The following is a 21203-nucleotide window of genomic DNA, read 5'->3' on the forward strand; positions in this document are numbered from 1 at the left end:
AATGGAACAAAAACGACTCTTACTGTTTGTCACTCTGTCAGTAACAATGTTATTTTTCTGGCAGATTCTCACCCCCAAACCTGCGCCCCAGAAACCCGCAGCACAAAATGCTGCCGAAAATGATGCGCAGGATCCTCAGAATGCCGATGCACCTCTGGTCGCGAAAAAACCGGATCTTCCCGGCGTAAAAGGGGCAGAAGTACAACCGGCTCCCCAGGCCGATTTCCTGAAGAATCCACCTCGCACGATCCTGCTGGGATCACTGGATCCGGAAACGGGCTATTTCCTGCAGACAGAAATTTCAACCCAGGGTGCATCACTGGTGAATGCTCACCTGAATGATCCCCTGTACCGCGATTTAAACAATCCTAACCAACCGCTGCAACTTCTGGGGCAATTTAATGCCGGTAAAGACATCAAACGCAGCCTGGATCTGGATATCGAAAAACTGGATGCCAAACTGGCTGCATTTAATACAGACTCGCACTCAGCCAACTGGAAAGTTCTGGATCTGGTCAAAGATCCGGATGATCCCAATATTATGCAGGCAGTACGCCTGAGCCTGACGGCACCGGATGGCAGCATTGAAGTTCAGAAGAAATTCGAACTCAGGAAGTACCTGGTTCCACAGGGAAAAGATTTTCGCGAATTTCGCGACACCGATCAGGCAGGTTACATGGTCCACTTTGATATCAAAGTGATCAATCACAGCCAGGCCATTCAGAAGTTGGATTACCAACTGCTGGGACCGATCGGAATTCCCCTGGAGAATGCCGAAAACACACGTAAGTTTCGCGATCTGCGCATCGGATTTCTGCAGGATGATAAAAGCGTCGATACCAAAATCTTTACCGCTTCTGAAATCATTGAGAATATCAATGCACAGAATGTCGAGAAGTACAGTCGAGCGTTTCAGTTTGCCGGCGTTGATATTCAATACTTCGCTGCCCTGCTGACGCCCGATGGAAAAAACTACGATCCCCAACTCGTTAATGGCGAGATGGAGTCCAACTACTCTGCCAGTATCGAGCCGGTTTTGATTCAGCGTAATCCGAACGTGGAAACACAAAGCCGGATTACCGTCAAAGTCAATTCGCGAGATCTGGACCTGGCTCCGGGGGCCGACATTACACACAGCTATGCGATGTATACCGGACCAAAACGGGAATCGCTGCTGGGGCCGCCACTCAATGCGACTGAAATTATGGACCTGGGGATTTTCGGACCGGTTGCCAAGCTGATGCTCTGGCTGCTGACCACCCTGCATGGATTTGGTCTGTCCTACGGAATTGCCATCATCTGTCTGACGATTATCGTGCGTGGCAGCCTGTATCCGCTTTCAAGGAAACAGGCGATTGGCGCGCAGAAGATGAAAGAGCTGCAGCCGCAGATTGCTGAGCTCAAAAAGAAATACGGCGACGATCGCGAAAAGCTGGGCCGCGCACAGATGGAGCTGTTCAGCAAGAACAACTACAACCCGCTGGCGGGCTGTCTGCCGATTTTCATGCAGCTGCCAATTTTCTTTGGTCTGTATACCGCGTTGAACAACGCCGTCCAGTTGCGGGGAACACCTTTCCTGTGGGTGGATAACCTGGCTGCTCCGGATGCCCTGTTTACGATGCCGTTTGCCCTGCCTTTCCTGGGGAACCAGTTTAACCTGCTGCCGATCGTGACCGTAGGGTTGTTCGTCATCCAGCAGAAACTGTTCATGCCACCGCCAACCGATAAAGATCAGGAACTGCAGCATAAGATCATGAACTACATGATGATCGGTATGGGATTCATGTTCTATCACGTTCCCGCGGGGCTCTGTGTGTACTTCATCGCCTCCAGCCTGTGGGGGATCTGTGAGCGAAAGCTGCTGGATTATCAGTCAAAGAATCGTCCGTCGACGGTTGTGGGGACTGATCCGAATGTGATCGAAGTCGAAGCCAAATCGAAAAAAACTCAGAAGCGAAACAACCAGACTGAGGATGATGAACCACCGGCTAAAAAAGGCTGGTTCGCCCGGCTCCAGGAAATTGCCGATCAGGCACAGGAGCAGGCTGCGTTGAATGAGCGAAAACAGCAGAATTCTCGTGACCGCGGACCCGGGAAAAAGTCTAAAAAACGCCGATAGCCTGAGTCTGAAATCAGGAAACGGTCCTGTCTGGTTTTCTGTGAACCGAATTGATTTACTGCGTATCTGTGTCCAACAGGTTTCGCTGCGAGATTCAACATGAATCTGCAATTTGATGATACGATTGTCGCATTAGCCTCTGCACCGGGTAGTGGTGCAGCAGGCCTGATTCGCATCAGTGGAACCGAGATTCTTCCTTGTCTTGAACAATGCTTTCACGCAGATGCTCCCTGGCAGGATTCCCGACTGCCGACGCGTCATACCGGCAGCATCAAACTGGCTGGCTCCGATTCCCGGTTGCCTGGGGCTCTCTATTTCTGGCCGACCGCGCGTAGTTTTACCGGACAGCCTCTGGCGGAATTTCATACCATCAGTTCTCCCCCCCTGCTGGAGTCGGCTATCGAAAATCTGGCAGCGCACGGTGCCCGCATGGCGCGACCCGGCGAATTCACGCTGCGTGCGTTTCTGGCAGGACGTGTCGATCTGGTCCAGGCAGAAGCAGTGCTTGGAGTGATTGATGCGTACGATCATGAAGAGTTGAACCTGGCACTCAGTCAGTTGGCAGGAGGGGTCTCTACCAGAATCGGCGCTGCCCGGGTCGAACTGCTGGAACTGCTGTCTGAACTGGAAGCAGGTCTGGATTTTGTGGAAGAAGATATTGAATTTATTGATCGCGAAACGCTGGTCAATCGACTGCAGAAGATCCGTGAGTTCTGCGAACAGCTGTATCTTGACTCCGCGGAACGAATGGAATCAACGGGCAGCCTGTCACTTGTTCTGGCAGGTCTGCCCAATGCCGGCAAGAGCACTTTGTATAACGCGCTGGTTGGAGACAGACAGGCGGCTCTGGTGTCCGATATCGAAGGCACCACCCGTGATTATCTGGTGACCTCTCTCAACTGGAACGGACAGCCGATTCAACTGATCGACACCGCGGGGCTGGAAGCGGGCGTGCATGAAATTTCCGTCTCTGCCCAGCAGTTCCGGCAGCAGCAGATGACACAGGCCGATCTGGTTGTCTGGTGTACTGCAGCAGACCTGCGTCCCGAATTGCGCAGCATTGATCAGTCACAGCGTGCGCAGCTGGCGGAATCACAGAATATGATCACTGTACTGACGAAAAGTGATCTCTCCCCTGTTCCGAATGAAGAACCTGCATACGATGTGGAATTAAGCGTCGCTGCAGAAACGGGACTGGATGATCTCAAGCATGCGGTTCTCTCCCGCTTGAGTGAAACGCGTCGTGGCAGTCGCCAGCTGATCGGATCAACGGCCTCACGCTGTCGCGACAGTCTGCGTCAGGCAGGACTCTCATTGCAGGCAGCGGAAGAAGCGGCGCAGTTACAGGTAGGAGAAGAACTGGTGGCAATCGAGATTCGCGAGGCGCTGCAGCATCTGGGGCAGATTGTCGGGCAGGTTTATACCGACGACATCCTGGATCGCATCTTCAGCAAATTCTGCATCGGCAAATAATCATTTGCTTTCCGGCGTATGCTGATGCACCCATTCGGGGACGGTTCCCAGATCGATTCCCAGTTGTGGCACAAAATAGAACCACATGAACGCGGTCAGCAGGAAGACTCCGATCAGATTGAGGATGATGCCGTATTTGAGCATGTCTGACATTTTGATTTTACCCGAAGCAAACACAATCGCGTTGGGAGGCGTGGCAATCGGCATTGTAAACGCACAACTGGCTGAGATTGCAGCAGGAATCATGATCAGTCTGGGGTCAATGCCGAGACTGACTGCCGTCGCAGCCAGAATTGGCAGTACGGTATTCACAGTGGCGATGTTGGATGTGAATTCCGTCAGAAAGGTCAGCATCAGACAGGCGGCAAAAATGAGTGCCCAGGCAGGCCAGCCAGTAATGAATTGTGAAAAAACCTGTCCGATCCAGTCGGAAAGTTCAGTAGAACGAAACGCACCGGCGATTGCAAATCCGCCGCCAATCAGCAGCAGCACTCCCCAGGGAAGTCGCTCTGCTGTTTCCCAGTCCATCAGGTATTCCGTTTCGCCCTGCTCTGATTTCTGAGCCGGGATCGCAAACATGAGCAGTGCCATCCCCATTGCGACCGTGGAGTCGTGTACCCACGCTGATGCGGAGTCGGCAGAAATCCCCCACTTGGTCAGAAAATAAATCGGCAGTGATTCCCAGCCAGGCAGCAGGACAACATCCTCACCAAACGTGAGTGGTTTCCGGGTGATCCATAACAGTGCGGTGATTGCAAACACCAGCAACATCAGAATTTCTGGCCGAGTGGGCTGCCCCAGTTTCCGGACGTGTTCATTAATGATCGCTCTGGATGACTCTTTTGAATTCGCCAGCCTGGGCATTCCCCAGCAGAGTACCATCCAGGTCAACAGGAGAAAGGTAATGCCAAACGGGACGACCATCACCATCCACTCCCCTGCCGACATTTGAGGTCCGTCAGGAAACTGCGATGTCCAGATGGCCTGAAACGCGATATTCGTCGGCGTGCCGATCAGTGTTGTTACCCCGCCAATACTGGCGGAATAAGCGATGCCCAGCAGCAGAGCGACCGAGAAATGGCGGATGGCTTTTGCAGAATCTTCCTGGGATTCAAACATGGCCAACTCGGAGATCGAACCGATAATTGCCATGCCGATCGGCAGCATCAAGAGTGTCGATGCGGTATTGCTGATCCACATCGAAAGAAAACCGGTCGCGAACAGAAACCCGAGCACAACCCGCCGCGGACTGCTGCCAATGACGCGAATTGTATTCAAGGCGATGCGCCGATGAACGCCCCATTTTTCAATCCCCAGCGCAATGATGAACCCCCCCATATACAGGAAGATATTCTCATTGATATATGCCTGGCTGACGGCTTTAGGATTCTGAATTCCAAAGATGGGGAAGGCAACCAGGGGGATCAGGCTGGTCGCAGCGATGGGAATGGCCTGCGTCATCCACAGAATCGCCATCAGTGCAGTCACCGCTGCCAGACGCTGAGCCGATGCGCTCAAGTCTGCAGGCGCAGGCAGATTCAGAATGATCACAAATGCGATCACACTGAATAGCTTTCCATAGAAGGGAATGCGGCTTTCTACTGAATGTGATGAGTCGCCAATCACGAATAGAGTTACCCCGTATTATCTCAATACATGATTCGTAGAGAGCTGAGTCAGAAATCAGGATCCAGAGGGAATCGTACGACTATTCGTCGTCCGCTACCGGATGGATAAACTGATGACCTTTGGGTCGAACGGTCAGCACAGGGCAGGATGCCTTCCGAACGACTTTCTCGGCGACACTACCCAGCAGCAGATGCGCGGTAAAAGAACGGCCATGTGTACCGACCACGATCAGATCGATCTCTTCCCGTTTGGCATATTTCAGAATATCCACGAACGGATTTCCGTGTACCCAGTGGGTGGAAATTTCCAGCCCTGCTTTATCTTCATCCAGAATCCAGTTGTCTAACCGGGTTTTCGCGAAGTTTTCAAAGTCTTCTTTGGGAGGCAAAGCATAGCTCTCAAACATAGGCATATAAACGACAGGGTCTTCAATGACGTGCAGCAGATGCAACTGGGCACCGAACTTTTTTGCCAGTTCGACTGCGTACTGAGTCGCTGCCTGGGAGGTTTCACTGAAGTCTGTTGGAATCAGGATATTCTTAATGTCGATCATGAGCGTTTCCCTTGTTTATACCGAGCTGGCAATCTTTGCATGCTTTGCGAGAAGAGTCCATTATAAGAGGTGTCTGTCTGGAAACAATAGCCGGGGAAACTGCAATCGGGGATTCAGGTAAGTGTTTCTTTAATTTGTAAAGAAATCGGAGTCCTCGTTTGTGAATCCGCCGGGTTCTCCTTATGATGAAAGTGTCTCTGCCCCACCGGCGCAGGGAGCAATGTCATTGAAAAATGGAACAACTAGAGCATTATAAACGTTCAGATTGTGGAGTCAGAAAATGGAAAAATGGCCGATTGGTGTCTTCGCTTCGGTTGATGCCGGATTAGGAGTGCATTTTGACGTGGTTCAGGAGTTGGGAATTCCCACGATTCAGATTCATGCACCACACAAACAGACGCGAACTCCCGAAGTGGCAAAGGAATTCCTGGAACGCTGCAATGCTGCCGGGATTACGCTGACCTGCGTTTTTGGCGGATTCGATGGCGAAAGCTATGCTGATATCCCGACTACCAAACAGACCGTTGGTCTCGTTCCCGCGGAAACACGGGCAGCCCGTGTTGAAGAAATGAAAGAGATCTCTGACTTTGCGAAATTGCTTGGCTGCGATACAGTCGCGCTGCATATCGGCTTTGTTCCCGAAGATCGTGATTCCGCCGATTACAAAGAGCTGGTTTCAGTCACACAGGGTCTGCTGGACCATGTTAAAGTGAATGGACAGAACCTGAATCTGGAAACGGGACAGGAATCCGCCGACCACCTGCTCGACTTTATCAGTGATGTCGGTCGTGATAATCTGAAAATCAACTTCGACCCCGCTAATATGATTCTGTACGGAACGGGTGACCCGATCGCCGCTCTCAAACGCGTGGGACATCTGGTGGGCAGTGTCCACTGTAAAGATGCGACCTGGGCTGCAGAGGGGAAACGGGGGATCGACTGGGGAGCGGAAGTTCCACTCGGAACGGGCGATGTTGGTATGGGGACCTATCTGCGGACTCTGGACGAGATCGGTTATACCGGTCCTCTGACAATCGAACGCGAAATTCCCGAAGATCGCGAACAGCAGAAGGCGGATATCGGTAATGCTGTTTCTCTGTTAACCGAGCTGAAAACGCAGCTTGGCTAAGAAGAAAAGCCCTGCTCTTCGAAACTGGCAACGTGAATGCTGCGGAGACCGTCTGTGAAAAATCTGATAGAAGACGTGACCTGTGCCGGGTGTTATTGCGCATGCGACGACATTCGAATCGAAACAGACGGTCAGCAGATTCTGGAAGTTCAAACCTCCTGCGCGCAGGGGCAGGACTGGTTTGAACGTGCAGGGACCACAGATCAACTGTCACCGCAGATTCAGGGAAAACCGGTTTCACAAAATGAAGCCATCGCTCGGGCTGTCGAACTGATTCAAAAAGCGCAGTCCCCTCTGGTGGCCGGTTTATCTCAGACTTCAACCGATGCCCAGCGTGCTGCGATCGCTTTGGCAGATCACATCGGTGCGACCATTGACACAACTGCAGCCGCGGTAACGAGAGCCCTGCAACAGGCAGGCGAAGCGACCTGTACTCTCGGCGAAGTGCGCAGTCGCGCTGACCTGATAATTTACTGGGGGGCCGCCGAACTCCTGAACAATGCAAACCATCAACAGAGTCTGGTGGCAAACTCTTCGGAAGTCGCTCGTAAAATCATCGCGATGGGGGGAGAGTGTTCCCAGCAGACTGACTTTATTGATGAGTGTATTCAGGTCGAATCGCAACGGGAACTGGAAGTCATCTGGCAGCTTCGTGCCCTGCTGAAAGGCGTAGACCTGGCGGAAACGGAACCGGTGGGGATTGCCGAGTCGGAACTGCAGTCGCTGGTTTCACAACTGAAACAGTGTAAGTACATCGTCTTTTTTACCGGCCCGGAATTCAAACAGGGCCCCCTGGCGCATCGCAAGCTGGAAGCACTCTCATTACTGATTAAAGAAATTCAGAGTGAGCGTCGTTGTCATTCGATCACAGTACCTGCTTTCGGTGAAACCAAAGGGGCAGAAAATGTACTGGCCTGGCAGACCGGGTATGCAGCTGCGGTCAATTTTGCTCCCGGTTTCCCCCGTTACTCACCAGGCGAGTATCACGCCAGCCGGTTACTGGAACAGTTGGAAGTTGATCTCTGTATTCTGACGGGGGGCAATCCACTGGTTGGATTGACAGAACAGGCAGTCCAGAATTTGAAAAGAGTCCCTGTCATCCAGATTGGCCCTGTCTTGAGTTCGGAGTTTCAGCCTGAAGTATTCCTGCCAGCGGGCATCACCGGGATTCATTTTCCGGGTTCGATGTATCGATATGACGGGACTCCACTCCCTTTGCGTGGCTTTCTTTCCACTGTTCAAAATAGTGAAGCTGAAGTCCTGAAACAGATCAACAATTCTCTATAAGTTCTTTGTCGCACTCATTTGAGCGAGAATCCCCTCCTGCGGATCTTACCCGATCACTATTTTCGGAGTAACTGTCGCATCCCGACTCAAAAATTCCCGTCGCATATCCCTCCTCTCCTCTATTTATCTGTTTTTCAAACTAGGTTTATATTGAAAGTACTCTCTGCTGAAAGTGAGTCAGCGTTCAAGTGAAATCAGCAGTAATAAATCGGAGTATTGTTTGGCTCCGGTTTCTACATCAGGTTGTGTAAATGACGACAGATTTAAAAGAACAGACAGTTCCAGAGATTGAATCCGAGAACGGCTCTCAGGAAACCGTATCGATACGTGTGGAAGATCTGATTGTGGGACGCAGGATTACTCACCCGATTCATGACAGTAATGGATTGTTACTGTTGGCCTCAGGCTCAGTCATCAATTCACGGTTCAAGCAGCTGTTGCGCGATCGGAAAATGCCGCAGGTCGAAGTTCACAGTGAAGATGCTTCTTCAATCAGTCTGCAAAGCCTAGCTTCAGATCCGATGCTGGAGTCCGCAAGTCAGGGAGTCTTTTCCACCGAACTGACCGAGAAACTGGACCGGTTAATTGAATCTGGTTCCATGTTCGTGGCCAATACCGGGCCGGCAGTCCGGGATTCGATGGTCATGCATGGCTGTAAAGCCTACGATCCGGCTCACCGTGAGAAACTGTTTGAACAACAGCAGAAATTTGGTGAATCACTGGATGGGATGATGCGCGGAGCCCTTACCGGTAAAGTTCCCAGTGGTTCAGAAATTACGGGGATGGCAGCCAGTTATCTGACTCAACTGACTTCTGATGCCGACTGTGTGCTCTCCGCCGCCGCTGAAGCCGGCAAAGATGAAACACTCTCACAGCATTGCCTGCAGATGTCATTGCTGGGAATGGCCATTGGTACGGAACTGAATTTAGATGAGAACAATGTTCGCAATATCGGTTTGTGCGGTCTGGTGCACGACTGGGGGATGGTGCGCGTACAGAATAAAATCGGGAAAAGCCGTCGACGCTTGAATGCGCTGGAACGAATCGAAATGCAGAAGCATCCGATTTTCTCCCTGGAAATGCTGGAAAATGTGGCGGGAATCCCCAGTGTTGTGCCTGTGGTCTGCTATCAGGTTCACGAACAACCCAATGGGCTGGGCTACCCCCGTCAGCGAACTCATAAAATGATTCATATGTTTGCCCGTATCCTGAATGTTGCACATTCCTATGTTTCTCTGACGAGTTCGCGGGAAGACCGCCCTGCTCTGATGCCTTATGCAGCGATGGAATACCTGTTACGACTGACAAATGACAAAACCATTGATCAGGCACCCATGCGGGCACTGTTGAATCTTCTCTCACTGTTTCCCATAGGCAGTTATGTGATTTTGAATGACGGAAGTGCCGCACGTGTGATCCGTCGTAATAAAGATCATTACACCAGTCCCATTGTCCAGGTTCTTCAGACACCGGATGGAGTCAAAGTCGATCCTCTGGATCCGGGAACGATCATCGATCTGCATGAGAGTGAACTGGAAATTGATCAGGCCTTGCCCACACCTGGAAAAGAAGAGATCGATTTGACATCAGATCTGTTCGATGGTCAGATTTAAGCTGTTCTGATCGTTAAAATTCACAGATCCAGTACAGCTTAAACGGCGGATACAGCAGTATTTGCAGCAGAACGGTTCAGGATTCAGGAAAACTCATGAAACCTGAGGAGGAAGTGGTAGTTTTGCTTGAAACTCAGAGGGGAATGGCTTATATTTCCACATCGCTTCCATTAAGCAATGATTGCATATGGGGTTAACGCCTTATCTGTCATGCGGAAACGAAGGGCATGTAGCTCAGTTGGTAGAGCACAGGACTGAAAATCCTGGTGTCGGCGGTTCGATCCCGCCCGTGCCCACTTTTAATTCATAAAACCAGTTCGGGCGGGAATGTCAGTCGATATTCCCGCCCGTTTGCGTTTCTGGGACTTCCGTCTTTTTTCTTTGACCAGACTTTCTGAAGAGAGGGATGTCAAAGTCATCAGGAGGGATATCCCCTGTTTCCTGTCCCCTCCACCAGTGGTCATCCTCATTCAGGGCATGAAATCGGGAATCTCATCACCATAGTCCGGATCATCCGGGGCAATTTCAATAAAGTGGGTTCGCCTGGTAAGTGACGCGGACCGGATCCCATTTCGACCGGGAGTGGGAATCAACTTGTAGTCGATGACATTTCCCGTCTCATCGGTATCGGCGTTTGCATAGCCGTAGTGGTAACAATGACGCTTCCAGCGGTTTAGTTCCTGGCTGGATAATGTCGAATGGATCGCCTGAATAATAATCACGGCGATAAATGCAACGGTGGTGACTTTCATAAGAATTTACCCCTATTGCGTGCCCGCTTGAAACAAGGTAACAACTTCAGCGCAATCAATCCAGAGGAATTTTGGGAAGGCACAATTTTCTTTTTTCGATTCTATTCATCTGACCAGTTGCTGCCTGGGGATCTGATTGACAGTCCCACACGGTCTGGTACCATCGAACGTACTTTATGTTTTATCAGTGAATTCCCAGAGTGGTGCCCTGCTCTGCTTTGAGAATTCCATCAACTTAGAAAGGTTTGTCATGGTCAGTACCGCCGAAATCAGCATGTATCCGTTTCAGGAAAATTATAAGGAACTGATCAAAGCCTTCATTGCCAAGTTGAGTTACTTTCCTGATCTGCAGGTGACGCCGGGACCCACTTCGACGGTCGTCATCGGTGAATACGAGCAGCTGATGGCGTGTCTGACAGAAATGTTTCGCTGGAGCCACGAGGAGCATGGCAAAGCGGTTTTCGTTGTCAAAATCATGCCTGGTTACGAGCCGTCCTGATTCGCGAGGGGCAGTCGATGCGAGTCTTATCTCTGATGCTGGTATTACTTCTGATCGGTTGCACTTCAGACCGACCATCGATGGAGCCATCGGGTGACAAAATGCCGGCTGACGCAGCGGCTGCTTTGAAGGAAGCACCTGAGTGGGAACTCTTCTCACTCAATCCCTGTATCGAAGAAGATCCGGATGATGCCAGCAGATTTCATGGCTGGAAAATTCTGGGTTCCACACGGATCACCGATGCGACGACCAGGCAGCAACTCCTGCAGTCTCTGGAAGAGAGCGTCGCCGCCAACCCCGGAATCGTTGCCGCCTGTTTCTCACCCCGTCATGGCATTCGGGTCAAATATAAAGAACAGCAGCACGATTTTGTGATCTGCTTTGAATGCTATCAGGCAAGGTGGTACACGGACGACGAACGACAGGATGGATTCAACCCGACCAATACACCGGCTGACGCATTCAATCGCTTATTGACTGAAGCGAAGGTCCCCTGCCTGAGCCACCTGCTTTTTAAGCTGCAGCTTGATTTCATTTTGAATTAAGATCGTTCAACTTTCAGCTTTATCACGAATTACAGGTACAATCATGGACCAACTGGAAACCATCGAACTGAAAGCCTTTGTACCTGCGAAAGACTTTGCACTTTCCCAGCGTTTCTATCAAGATCTCGGCTTTCAGATTCCCTGGACATCCGAGGAACTGGCCTATCTTCATTGCGGGAACTGCACTTTTCTGTTGCAGAATTTCTATGAAAAAGCACTGGCAGAGAATTTCATGATGCACCTCTCCGTCAAAAGCGTGGATGCCTGGTGGGAACACGTGCAGAAACAAAAGATCGCCGAGAAGTACAATGTAAAAGTGACCGAACCAGAGCAGCGCCCCTGGAAAATGCGGGATTTCGTCCTGATCGACCCCTCAGGTGTCTTATGGCGGATTTCTGAAAATACCGATTGAGTCTGACGCGATACAGGCCATGTCCGCTTACGATTCTCGCAGCAGCAGCCAGAGAAGGAGCGAGAACAGGCCGAGCAGCCCCAGCCCGATATGCAGGGCCGAAACACTGACGATGCCCGCCAGTGTATTGCCGGTAACGAATGGCCAGAACGGATGCATGTCGTCATGCATCAGGCTGTCGAGAAAAACATGCGAGATCCCACCGATCAAACCGGCCAGCAATGACTGAGTGAGCAGCTTTGTTTTTGGTGTCTGGTCTAAACGTGTTTTCCAGCGTGAAGAGGCCGGCATCAGTCGGGCGATGATTAATATAACGCCCCACATGATCAGGCCAGCAATAAGCCCGACTGCGCTGCCGCCGAGATAAGAATGCAGGTGTCGGTGGAGCGGTGTTTCGTCCCTGCTCAGATAATACAGCACCTCCAGATCAATCAGGACGTTGGCAGCCATAAAGGATGTCAGCCAGAAAGCACGGGGGCCAAACACTTTGGTCAGCAGTCCGGGGCTGAAATGAAACGGTGTGAGCGGAATCCGAAATTCTCCCTGGTGGAATGTTGGTGAGTCAGTTTCTTTTGTGGCATACAGGTAGCGGGGCCAGAGACGATTCTGCCATGAGTGAAAGTATCTGGCTTGAAATAAATGGACATCTTTTAAGCGGAGAAGGAATGAAATTTATCTTAACCGGTTCCCTCCTTACCGAGAATACCGAATTCCAGGGCGAACAGGCCTGCGCTGGTTGCTATTTGCGATTCATTTCCCTTTACAGCATGACAGGTGTGGCAGATGTCGATGGGACTCCAGTCGAAATACCGGGAGTTCTTGCCTGTCTCAACGTGTTTTCGCGGCCTGACACGTGTTAAAATTAGATGAAATCATCGCATCATCTGCTGAATTCCGGTTGCGAATCTGGACTAATCCATCACAGTAACAACTGGCCCGGAGCGCTTCCGGAGGTTGAAATCGAGTTGATCGAAAAAGAGGATGTCTCTTGTCTATTGAGCACGGCGATTCCCTGCCCTGTGTCGGCACACAGGAGTATGCACAGGTCTTTGAGGAAGTGGTCAGCATTCGTGATAAGCTGGTGTCGGAAGCAGTCTCCTCGCAGGCTCTGCTGGATCAGATCCATTCGGGGTATCGTGAGAGTGCACGCAATCTGCTGTATTACCTCGCACTCCGGCATCGGGATCTCAGGCCCTTACAGATGCGACTTGCGGCATTGGGGCTTTCCTCTCTCGGGCGCGCAGAATCTCATGTGCTGGCCACCATTGATGCTGTACTGGAACTTCTGCAGCAGTTGACTGGTGCCTCTGTCAAACTGCCTGCACAGGAAGGCAAGGCACTCGAATTTAACACCGGAGAGCGTTTGCTCAGAGAACATACCGAAGCCCTTCTGGGGGTAGCGAACCCCGGACGTGGGGTGCAGATCATGGTGACGATGCCCAGTGAAGCGGCCAGTGACTACGAACTGGTGCATCAACTGCTGCAGCAGGGAATGGATTGCATGCGGATCAACTGCGCACACGACGATCCTGCGGCCTGGTCCCAGATGATCGCCCATCTGAGGCGGGCTGAACTCTCACTGGGAAAAACATGTCGGGTGGTGATGGATCTGGCAGGACCGAAGTTGCGAACCGGTCCACTGGAACCGGGACCAGCCGTAGTCAAAGTCCGGCCCCGCCGTGATGTATTCGGCAAAGTCATTGCCCCGGCCCGGATCTGGCTCTACCCGAGTGATCAGCCTGCGGCACCTCCTGCACCAGCAGATGCCTGTCTGCCTGTTGACGAGTCCTGTTTGAAGCGACTTCAGATTAGAAATAAGGTCAGACTGATCGACGCACGGCATTCCCGAAGGAGTTTCCGGGTGGTGGATCAACTGGAGGAAGGCTGCTGGGCCGAAGCAAAGCAGACGACCTATATTCTACCTGGCACGACGCTGCGGCAACGGAGCAAAACAGGCAAACGCAGGTGGAGTGAGACAAAGGTGGCAGACGTTCCTGCACGGGAAAACAGCCTGTTGTTGCATCAGGGGGATCAATTGATCGTGACCCGCGATCTGGTTGCCGGCCGGGCTGCCGTCCATGACAGTGCCGGACAGATTCTGACACCGGCGCGAATCGGTTGTACGATTCCGACCGTGTTTGACGATGTACAGGCAGGGGAATCGATCTGGTTCGACGATGGCAAGATCGGTGGGGTAATTGAGAAAGTGGAACCGGACCAGGTTCTGGTGCGCATCACCCGGACCCGTCTGCAGGGAACAAAACTCAGGTCGGATAAAGGGATCAATCTGCCTGAAAGTCAACTCAATCTGGCTGCGTTAACAGACAAAGATCTGGAAGATCTGACATTTGTCGCCCGGCATGCGAATGTCGTGGAACTGTCGTTTGCCAACCGCGCGAGTGATGTAGAACAGCTGCAGGAACAGCTAGCTCGGTTGGGGGGACGTTCCCCTGCGATCGTTCTGAAGATCGAAACGCGACAGGGATTCGAGAATCTGCCGGACATGCTGCTGACAGCAATGCGGTCTGCCTGCTGTGGAGTCATGATTGCCCGCGGTGACCTGGCAGTCGAGTGCGGCTTTGAACGCCTGGCAGAAGTGCAGGAGGAAATTCTCTGGATTTGTGAGGCGGCGCATGTTCCCGTGATCTGGGCGACGCAGGTGCTGGAGACGCTCGCCAAGGAGGGAATGCCATCCCGCGCGGAAATTACCGACGCGGCGATGGGACACCGGGCGGAATGCGTGATGCTCAACAAAGGACCTCACGTGCTGCACGCCGTCAAAACACTTGATGATATTTTACGACGCATGCAGGCACATCAGACCAAAAAACGTTCCATGCTCCGCGAACTGCGGCTGTCGACACATACGCGTCAGCCCCCTGTCAAATCAGACCGTGATTCATAAAGATTTGAGAAAATGCAGTCGTCAACAGGTCGTACGAGTGATCGGGAGTAACGACGAGCGACAGTTTTTTGTGTGATTTTTGCAGAAACCGAATTTCGGAAGTGATAAACCGGTTTTGATTACGCCTGAGTCAGAGGATGCATTCGCTCTGGCATTAAAAACAGGTGGTAACAGTTTATTCAGGGGAAATCCGGATGGTTCGCTTTTTGATTCCTGTGATTGCAGTTCTGATCTCGACGACTCCCTGCTCCGCCGCGGAGCAGGATCTGAATCGGGCCAGGCAATTAATCAAAGAGGCGCAAGACGGTTGTGAGCAGGATGGCAAATTCCTGTTGAAGCTGGCAACGGTGCAGGCTAAAGCCGGTGATATACCGGCAGCCGGTCAATCGTTTTCCCGCGCGTGGCGTGCTGTCGAAAAACGGGATGATGAAACTCAACGGCGAGTCATGTTGATTGAGATCGCCCGGCAACAGACAGAAGCTGGACTGTCGGCGGAAGCCGTTAAAAGCGCACGACAGCAGTCTCCTTCCAATGTGGAGCTCCTGCTGAATACCATTGCAGTGACTCTGGCTGAATCAGGCCAGACAAAAGCTGCACTGAAAGTAGTAAAACTGAATCCGGACCTCAACAGCAGTCAGCGGAATTTCACGCTATCCCTGCTGGCTATGCAATTTTCAGAGCACCGCAAATTCGTTGATGCTTATCAGACACTGAATCTGATTCCTGTAAATGAGCAACTGGTGACCGCAATCCTGGCCAGAAAGGTTCCGGCAGAACAGCTGACTCCAGCGGAACAGGCAGAAATCAGTCGTGCTCAATTGAAAGCGACAGGACTGATTGTCATCACTCAGGACCAGGCGAATGCCGGTGACTGGGATGCTGCTTTGCAGACTGCTCAAAAAATACTGCTCCCGTTGCAGCGTGAGATTGCGCTGAGACATATTGTGAACACTGCTGCTGAGTCGGATCAGCTGATGCTGGCTCAGTCGGTATTAAATAGAATTCAAGGTGATGAGCAAAAGCAACTGGCGACGGTGCCCGTCGTCTGTTGTCTGGCAGAGCAGAAGCAGTTCATGGAAGCACGTCAGCTTTCTCAACAGATCGAAGATAAGAGCATACGAGCCGAGGCATTGTATGGAATCGCAGTTGCCTATGCAGCCGGTGGCAACCGTAGGAAGGCACACTCCCTGTTTGCCGACGGGGTTGCGCTTGTGCCTGCTGATCTTGAAGCGAAGCACGCCGCTGCCAGGCAGATCGTATCTGCATTCCTGCAAGCTTCAATTCTGCCTGCTGCTGAGGATTTTACCACTGAAATCCAGGATCCGGAAACGCGCGCAGCAGCTTTGCAGGAAATTGCTGTCGCCGGGGCGCAATTAGAAAAAAACGATGTGCAACGTTTATTTAACAGAAGTCGAGAGGTCGCAGGAACGATCAGAGATCCCTATCAGAGAAGTGTACGCCTGCGTGAAATTGCGAAAGCAGAATTTCTGACGGGTCAGGTAAAACAGGCCCGGATGACGATTCGCGAAGCGATTCAGGCAGCGCAACAGATGGAATTGGGGGGAGGATCTGACGTGATTGCCATTACAGAGGCAGCGCGAGTTCAGACCACGATTGGCGATCTGAAAGGAGCCGCAGACAGCTTCAGGCTTGCAAGGGACACTGCCAGACGTTATCCCGAGCGATCGTACGTTGTCGAATTATTACAGGGGGTTGTATTTGCCCAGGCGCAGTCAGGTGATATTGAAGCAGCAATCGAGTCGGTGCGGCGGGAAGAATCAGTCTGTGATCGCTGTCTGATGCTGCTGGAGATTGCAGATGCCCTTCTCACTCCCTCGCGTCCTGATCCTTAAAACACCGCAGTATCTCTGGCGGCAGTTGTGATTGATGGCAGAAACTCAACAGAGGGAGTAACTAAAGGTCAAAACGCTTGCTCAGTTCGGCTGGAGTGAGTGCTTCAAAATTCGGTAGTATTAATTCAGCGCCGGCAGTCTGGAGCGGTTCTACCTTTTCTCCTTGTGCGATCCCCACGAACCGATAGCCGAGTTCGGCAGCCGCCCGGGCATCCCAGATACCATCTCCAAACGCAATGATTGTTTCGAAATCTGTCACGGAGTATTGCTGTTGAGCCCGTTCGACGGCCAGGGAGCAGATGTTAGTGCGCGTGAAGGCATCGTTGGCAGATGCCAGCGGATACTGCCCATGATCATAGCCGGACAGTTTAAGCTTGAGCCGCGCGGTCTGCTCCCAGCCACCGGTCGCGAATGCAATCGCAGTCTCCGGATCACGGGCCAGTGAATTGAGAAATCGCGGCCCGCCGGCGATCGGCAGACACTGTTCCGGCGAATGCACGAAAGCAGTCTGCAGCAGCGAGTAGAAGTGTTCTCTGATTCGGTCCATTTCTGATTCTGTGGGAGCCTGTCCCCGTTGCAATTCAACCAGTCGAGTGGTTACTGCGGAGTCCGTCACATCCGGGTAGAGGGACCAGTCTGTGTTAACTTCCTGCAGGCCGAACACATCTATTAACGCCTGGACGAAACAGGCCGTGTCGATGTCGCTGGTATCAGTCAGTGTGCCGTCAATGTCAAACAGGCAGAGTCGCATGGTGGTTTTATCGGGAGCTGATGGTGAAGATTTAAGATTCTGAAATCTTTTTCCGGTGTGGTAAAAATCCTAAAATGAATATTCCTGCCAGTGCGGCGGCGATGAAATAGTAGACATCATTCATCAAGATGAATTGTTTGAACGTTTCTCGAAATCCAAGATCAAGTATCATGCCATTCAGGGTTTTGATGATTTTCTGTGAAGCCATTAATCTCAGCAGAAAGTCAAGCCAGAGACCTGCCAGCGGGATGCCGACCAGGATAAAACCGAGTACCCGGAAATAGCCTTTCGCCAATGCGATTCCCATCGCACCTGCGGTCAGTCCCAAACATAAAAACACCAATGACAGCCCCATGAATGCTTCGACGATATAATTCTGGTGTAAAACTTTGACACCATACAGCCCCGCGATGGCTGAGATGAATAACCCGATTCCCAGCAAAAACAGGGACGCGACGATTGAAGACGCGATAATAATATAGCCGGTCGACATTTTCTTTTGCGGTCGGACGGGGGGCTCTATCTGGTTCCCGGGAACCGTTTCAATGGAGATCGTACTCTGGTCGATTCCCTGCGCATGGCTGAGATTGATACTTTTCAAATTGGCGCTGTCCAGGTTGCAGTCGCTTAAGTCGGCCCAGCTGAAGTCCGTTTCAATCAGGTTTGCGTCGCTGAAATCCGCGCCGGTGAGATTGGCTCCCGAAAGATTCGTGCACATCAGGTCGGCATCGCATAAATTGGCCCCAGACAGATCAGCCTCACTCAGATCGGCACAACTCAAATTCGTTCTGAAAAGATTTGCATCACGCAGATTCGCCTTCCTCAGTCTGATTTTGTAGAGATCCAGCCCGCTCAAGTCTGCCTCTTTCAAATTCAATCTGACCTGGGGGTGACTCATCCGCCAGAGCGATAAGGCTTTTGCGCCTTTCCGAACCAGTGCTTCATGCTCAGGATTAGCCATACTTATCTCCACAAAATCAGATATTGATGCGATAGCTCTATTCTGAAGATATGGTAAGCAGGCTGCAATCAGCCTGGAATAAGATTTATGAATGTAGAAAAAACAGTCAGGCCTCTGACGAAAGCATCATCGGCTTTAAACTGCCGTATCTCGTTAACGATCTGATTGACAGCTCGGAGGAGTCTGGTATGATTCCTGTCTGTACAGGTGGTTTGTGATTATATTTTTCACAATCGATTTCAGAGCAGACGGAGCCTGAATTCATGCAAGCAGAAATCAATGAAATCCCCGGGAAGTGGGAAAACGGCAAAGGTGATTCCCTGATTCTGATCGGTCTGGTTGTGCTTCAGGGCATTCTGGCATTGTTCTTTTCATATTTTTTTCAGACCAGCCTGGGTGATGGAATTATCTATGCAGGAATCGTAAGTGGCTACCCGCTTTTTTTCTGGTTTCTGATCTCCTGGATCAAATCACTTCGCAGCTGTGGTTCAACTTTACTTGATTGCAGGGGCAGACGAATCGAGCCTGCACTCATGCTGCTTGCATTAGTGTTATTGCCAGGTGCAGTGTTGAGTTTCTTCGTCAGTGCCGAAAATGGTCAAGGAATCCTCATGGGAGGGCTTCTGCTCTCTACCCCCATCATGATTCTCATCTGTTCTTCGGAGCGGTTACTGATCGTTGAAAACGGAGTCTGGCATCATGGAACCCTGTTCAAATGGGATGAAATTGCCGGTTACAGTTGGACGGGAGATGCGAATTCACAGTTGGTCCTGCAATCCAGCAAAAGGTTTTTCAAAGGGGCGGGCCCTCCGCTGTCTGTTCCACCCGAGTTGAAAGCAGCGGTAAACGAATTGCTGCAAAAAAATATCCAGGCAGGAAGCTGACTTCTTTTATGAAGGATGATAACGATGAGACGAACACGTACTTTCATACTCTCACTTTTCGTGTTGGCTGGAATGAGTCTTCTGCTTTCATCCTCGCCTGTGCTGGCGGAAGCGAAAGCCGCCGGTAAAAAAAGTATTGGTGGCTCGGGTGAAATGATTCAACTGAATCTGCCTGCCGAGCAGCGGGAATTGAGTGGAGTTCGCATCCATGGTTCGCGCTATGGCACAGCCAAACCGCCGCAGGAACGATTTCTGATCTATATTCTGAATCCGGATCTGACCGAAGTCGTCGCGACAGAGATGGCGCCTTATGCTCTGTTTGAACGGGGAGCCGAACAGTGGGTGGAGATCAAATTCCCGAAACCGGTTACCGTGCCCGCAGATGCCTGGATTATCGTCGATTTTCGCGCAGGGCGGACCAAAGGCGTCTATGTCAGCTACGATGACAGTACGGAAGGAAGCCGATCACGAATCGGTCTGCCTGGAATCGAACCCAAACCAACCGGCTTTCCCGGCAACTGGATGATTGAACCAATCCTCGCACCGTAATCTGAAGGCGGTTTCACTGTCATAAATATAATACGGTCAAAGGTCCCCTGCACTTGTGGAAGCGGTTCCGAAGGTGTTCAAGGCAAAGGGACTGGAAGTAACACTAACTTGATCTACCAGTCTGAGAACGAATCATGATCACAGAAATAGTGTTAGATGACCCGGACACATTGATTCGTGTCGGGTGGCTTCCGGGGTTCTGTCTGGATGATCTGACTTCGTGGAAAACTCAAATCACCACATCGGGTAAACTGATGCAGACGATTCGCTGGCATACTGAACCACGGTGGGCAGATTCAGATAATCCCTATTTTCGTAATCGCCCCAAGCGGGATGTGCGATTTGCTCAGCTTACTGAAAAGCAGATGGAGCAGCTACGAAATACGATTGATGCTCTGGATCTGGATGGGTTGCGGCAGCTTCAACAAAAGTATGGTAATTCGATTGATGATGCTGAAGAAGTGTCCCTCGAGCTTCCATTAAGTCAGTTGGATTTGCAACTACCCATTTATTCGCTGGAGTGGATATTAGAGCGAGAGGATGCTGAAAGGGGCGAAAACAGGCAGGCATGTCTGCAATCAATTATACAGCTCGTAAAACTCGTCAATTCATTCGCTCCATTTTCTGCGGAAAAGCATTTCCAGGAATTGCATGCGCAGCGGGAAAAGGATCGGGCGGAGGATGAACGGTGTCAGTCGAACAGCACCTTGGCTGAGAAACTATCGGATTTTGCCTTAAGGGGAGTCTGGAATTTGGGATTTATCCTGATTGTCTGTATGCTCTGCCTGATTCCTCTCATCGGAGTTTATGAACTGGGGAAAACTGTCTGGTATTTGAACCGCTATGAAAGTGAACTGGGTGAGGTGGTGGGCTGCGAACTGCAAGGAACTGAGCAGTCAAGTGGATATGTGATTGTCGTCCAAACTAAAGCTGGGGCTCGACTGACTGGTAATTGGGGCGGCAGCAGGGAAAACTGCCTGCGACAGTTGGGGCACACGGTAGAAGTGCTGGTCAACCCAAAAAACAAGAAGATGGTTGTCCTGAATACATTTGTTGAACGCTGGTTGTCGGCTCTGGTTTTACTCGGACTTGCTGGAGTAATAATATTTCTTGCTCTTAAGAGACGAACATATTTGTAAGAGAGGCATTAGAAAAGGACAATTTTACGGTCCGAAAACCGGTGCTATGCTGTCTTCTTTAGGATGACGGCTTCCGTCCAGACTAATTTCGGTCAAAGGTCCCCTGCTCTCATGGAAGCGGTCTCGGATGTTGTGCGCATTCTCTGTTCC

Annotated in this window: 20 protein-coding genes and 1 tRNA gene; 15 read left to right on the forward strand and 6 right to left on the reverse strand. The window is 51.3% G+C overall.

Annotated elements, in window-relative coordinates; translation table 11 throughout:
- The first annotated feature begins 1 nt into the window (after nt 1).
- Together yidC and ACN0YN_RS05550 are read left to right on the forward strand one after the other, a co-directional pair.
- The gene (gene yidC / locus ACN0YN_RS05545) at nt 2-2119 is read left to right on the forward strand and encodes a membrane protein insertase YidC (protein ID WP_417383996.1); all 2118 of its coding nucleotides are present in this window, start codon (nt 2-4) and stop codon (nt 2117-2119) included.
- Between the two features lie 99 nt (nt 2120-2218).
- Nucleotides 2219-3592, forward strand: a complete 1374-nt coding sequence (locus ACN0YN_RS05550) for a tRNA modification GTPase (RefSeq protein ID WP_417383997.1) — start codon at nt 2219-2221, stop codon at nt 3590-3592.
- Here the strand turns inward: ACN0YN_RS05550 and ACN0YN_RS05555 are convergent, their stop codons facing one another.
- On the reverse strand, nt 3593-5218 hold the full coding sequence (locus ACN0YN_RS05555) for an SLC13 family permease (RefSeq protein WP_417383998.1): 1626 nt from the start codon (nt 5216-5218) through the stop codon (nt 3593-3595).
- Between the two features lie 82 nt (nt 5219-5300).
- On the reverse strand, nt 5301-5774 hold the full coding sequence (locus ACN0YN_RS05560) for a universal stress protein (protein ID WP_417383999.1): 474 nt from the start codon (nt 5772-5774) through the stop codon (nt 5301-5303).
- Nucleotides 5775-6054: 280 nt separating this feature from the next.
- Here ACN0YN_RS05560 and ACN0YN_RS05565 point away from each other — a divergent pair, with 280 nt between their 5' ends.
- From ACN0YN_RS05565 to ACN0YN_RS05580, 4 genes are all read left to right on the forward strand, one after another.
- Nucleotides 6055-6903: a sugar phosphate isomerase/epimerase family protein gene (locus tag ACN0YN_RS05565; protein WP_417384000.1), complete on the forward strand. Its 849-nt coding sequence runs from the start codon at nt 6055-6057 to the stop codon at nt 6901-6903.
- 54 nt (nt 6904-6957) lie between these two features.
- Entirely contained in the window at nt 6958-8190 is a 1233-nt protein-coding gene (locus tag ACN0YN_RS05570; protein WP_417384001.1) for a hypothetical protein, read from the forward strand.
- A gap of 251 nt (nt 8191-8441) precedes the next feature.
- Nucleotides 8442-9803 (forward strand): HD-GYP domain-containing protein, encoded by a 1362-nt coding sequence (locus tag ACN0YN_RS05575; RefSeq protein ID WP_417384002.1) that lies wholly within the window; start codon nt 8442-8444, stop codon nt 9801-9803.
- Nucleotides 9804-10026: 223 nt separating this feature from the next.
- Nucleotides 10027-10099 (forward strand) — tRNA-Phe (locus ACN0YN_RS05580).
- A 174-nt stretch (nt 10100-10273) separates the two neighbouring features.
- Here the strand turns inward: ACN0YN_RS05580 and ACN0YN_RS05585 are convergent.
- Nucleotides 10274-10555, reverse strand: coding sequence for a hypothetical protein (locus tag ACN0YN_RS05585; protein ID WP_417384003.1), 282 nt, complete (start codon nt 10553-10555; stop codon nt 10274-10276).
- A 250-nt stretch (nt 10556-10805) separates the two neighbouring features.
- On the opposite strand from ACN0YN_RS05585, the gene ACN0YN_RS05590 reads away from it, so the two are divergent.
- From ACN0YN_RS05590 to ACN0YN_RS05600, 3 genes are read left to right on the forward strand one after another with little or no spacing between them, the layout of a single operon-like run.
- Nucleotides 10806-11054 (forward strand): histidine kinase, encoded by a 249-nt coding sequence (locus ACN0YN_RS05590; RefSeq protein WP_417384004.1) that lies wholly within the window; start codon nt 10806-10808, stop codon nt 11052-11054.
- Between the two features lie 17 nt (nt 11055-11071).
- On the forward strand, nt 11072-11599 hold the full coding sequence (locus tag ACN0YN_RS05595; RefSeq protein ID WP_417384005.1) for a hypothetical protein: 528 nt from the start codon (nt 11072-11074) through the stop codon (nt 11597-11599).
- A gap of 43 nt (nt 11600-11642) precedes the next feature.
- The gene (locus tag ACN0YN_RS05600; protein ID WP_417384006.1) at nt 11643-12011 is read left to right on the forward strand and encodes a VOC family protein; all 369 of its coding nucleotides are present in this window, start codon (nt 11643-11645) and stop codon (nt 12009-12011) included.
- Between the two features lie 27 nt (nt 12012-12038).
- On the opposite strand, the gene ACN0YN_RS05605 is transcribed toward ACN0YN_RS05600, so the two are convergent.
- Nucleotides 12039-12683, reverse strand: a complete 645-nt coding sequence (locus tag ACN0YN_RS05605) for a DUF4184 family protein (protein WP_417384123.1) — start codon at nt 12681-12683, stop codon at nt 12039-12041.
- Here ACN0YN_RS05605 and ACN0YN_RS05610 point away from each other — a divergent pair.
- The 3 genes from ACN0YN_RS05610 (at nt 12677) to ACN0YN_RS05620 (ending at nt 16769) form a co-directional block, all read left to right on the forward strand.
- A complete protein-coding gene (locus ACN0YN_RS05610; RefSeq protein WP_417384007.1) occupies nt 12677-12871 on the forward strand; it encodes a hypothetical protein in 195 nt (64 codons plus the stop codon). The genes ACN0YN_RS05605 and ACN0YN_RS05610 overlap by 7 nt on opposite strands.
- Before the next feature lie 128 nt (nt 12872-12999).
- Nucleotides 13000-14916 carry a pyruvate kinase gene (locus tag ACN0YN_RS05615; RefSeq protein WP_417384008.1) on the forward strand — a complete coding sequence of 639 codons (1917 nt, stop codon included), beginning with the start codon at nt 13000-13002 and terminating at the stop codon, nt 14914-14916.
- A gap of 194 nt (nt 14917-15110) precedes the next feature.
- On the forward strand, nt 15111-16769 hold the full coding sequence (locus ACN0YN_RS05620; protein WP_417384009.1) for a hypothetical protein: 1659 nt from the start codon (nt 15111-15113) through the stop codon (nt 16767-16769).
- A 61-nt stretch (nt 16770-16830) separates the two neighbouring features.
- Here the strand turns inward: ACN0YN_RS05620 and ACN0YN_RS05625 are convergent, their stop codons facing one another.
- Both ACN0YN_RS05625 and ACN0YN_RS05630 read right to left on the reverse strand, forming a co-directional pair.
- Nucleotides 16831-17520, reverse strand: coding sequence for an HAD family hydrolase (locus tag ACN0YN_RS05625; protein ID WP_417384010.1), 690 nt, complete (start codon nt 17518-17520; stop codon nt 16831-16833).
- Between the two features lie 31 nt (nt 17521-17551).
- Nucleotides 17552-18481, reverse strand: coding sequence for a pentapeptide repeat-containing protein (locus ACN0YN_RS05630; protein WP_417384011.1), 930 nt, complete (start codon nt 18479-18481; stop codon nt 17552-17554).
- A gap of 263 nt (nt 18482-18744) precedes the next feature.
- Here ACN0YN_RS05630 and ACN0YN_RS05635 point away from each other — a divergent pair, with 263 nt between their 5' ends.
- The 3 genes from ACN0YN_RS05635 to ACN0YN_RS05645 all read left to right on the forward strand — a co-directional run bounded on the left by ACN0YN_RS05635 (nt 18745) and on the right by ACN0YN_RS05645 (nt 21053).
- Complete coding sequence (locus ACN0YN_RS05635; RefSeq protein WP_417384012.1) at nt 18745-19365, forward strand: DUF5673 domain-containing protein; 621 nt, start codon at nt 18745-18747, stop codon at nt 19363-19365.
- 24 nt (nt 19366-19389) lie between these two features.
- Nucleotides 19390-19914 carry a hypothetical protein gene (locus ACN0YN_RS05640; protein WP_417384013.1) on the forward strand — a complete coding sequence of 175 codons (525 nt, stop codon included), beginning with the start codon at nt 19390-19392 and terminating at the stop codon, nt 19912-19914.
- Nucleotides 19915-20168: 254 nt separating this feature from the next.
- Nucleotides 20169-21053 (forward strand): DUF3592 domain-containing protein, encoded by an 885-nt coding sequence (locus tag ACN0YN_RS05645; protein ID WP_417384014.1) that lies wholly within the window; start codon nt 20169-20171, stop codon nt 21051-21053.
- Nucleotides 21054-21203 lie beyond the last annotated feature (150 nt).

The sequence above is a fragment of the Gimesia sp. genome (assembly GCF_048260065.1).
Lineage (GTDB): Bacteria > Planctomycetota > Planctomycetia > Planctomycetales > Planctomycetaceae > Gimesia.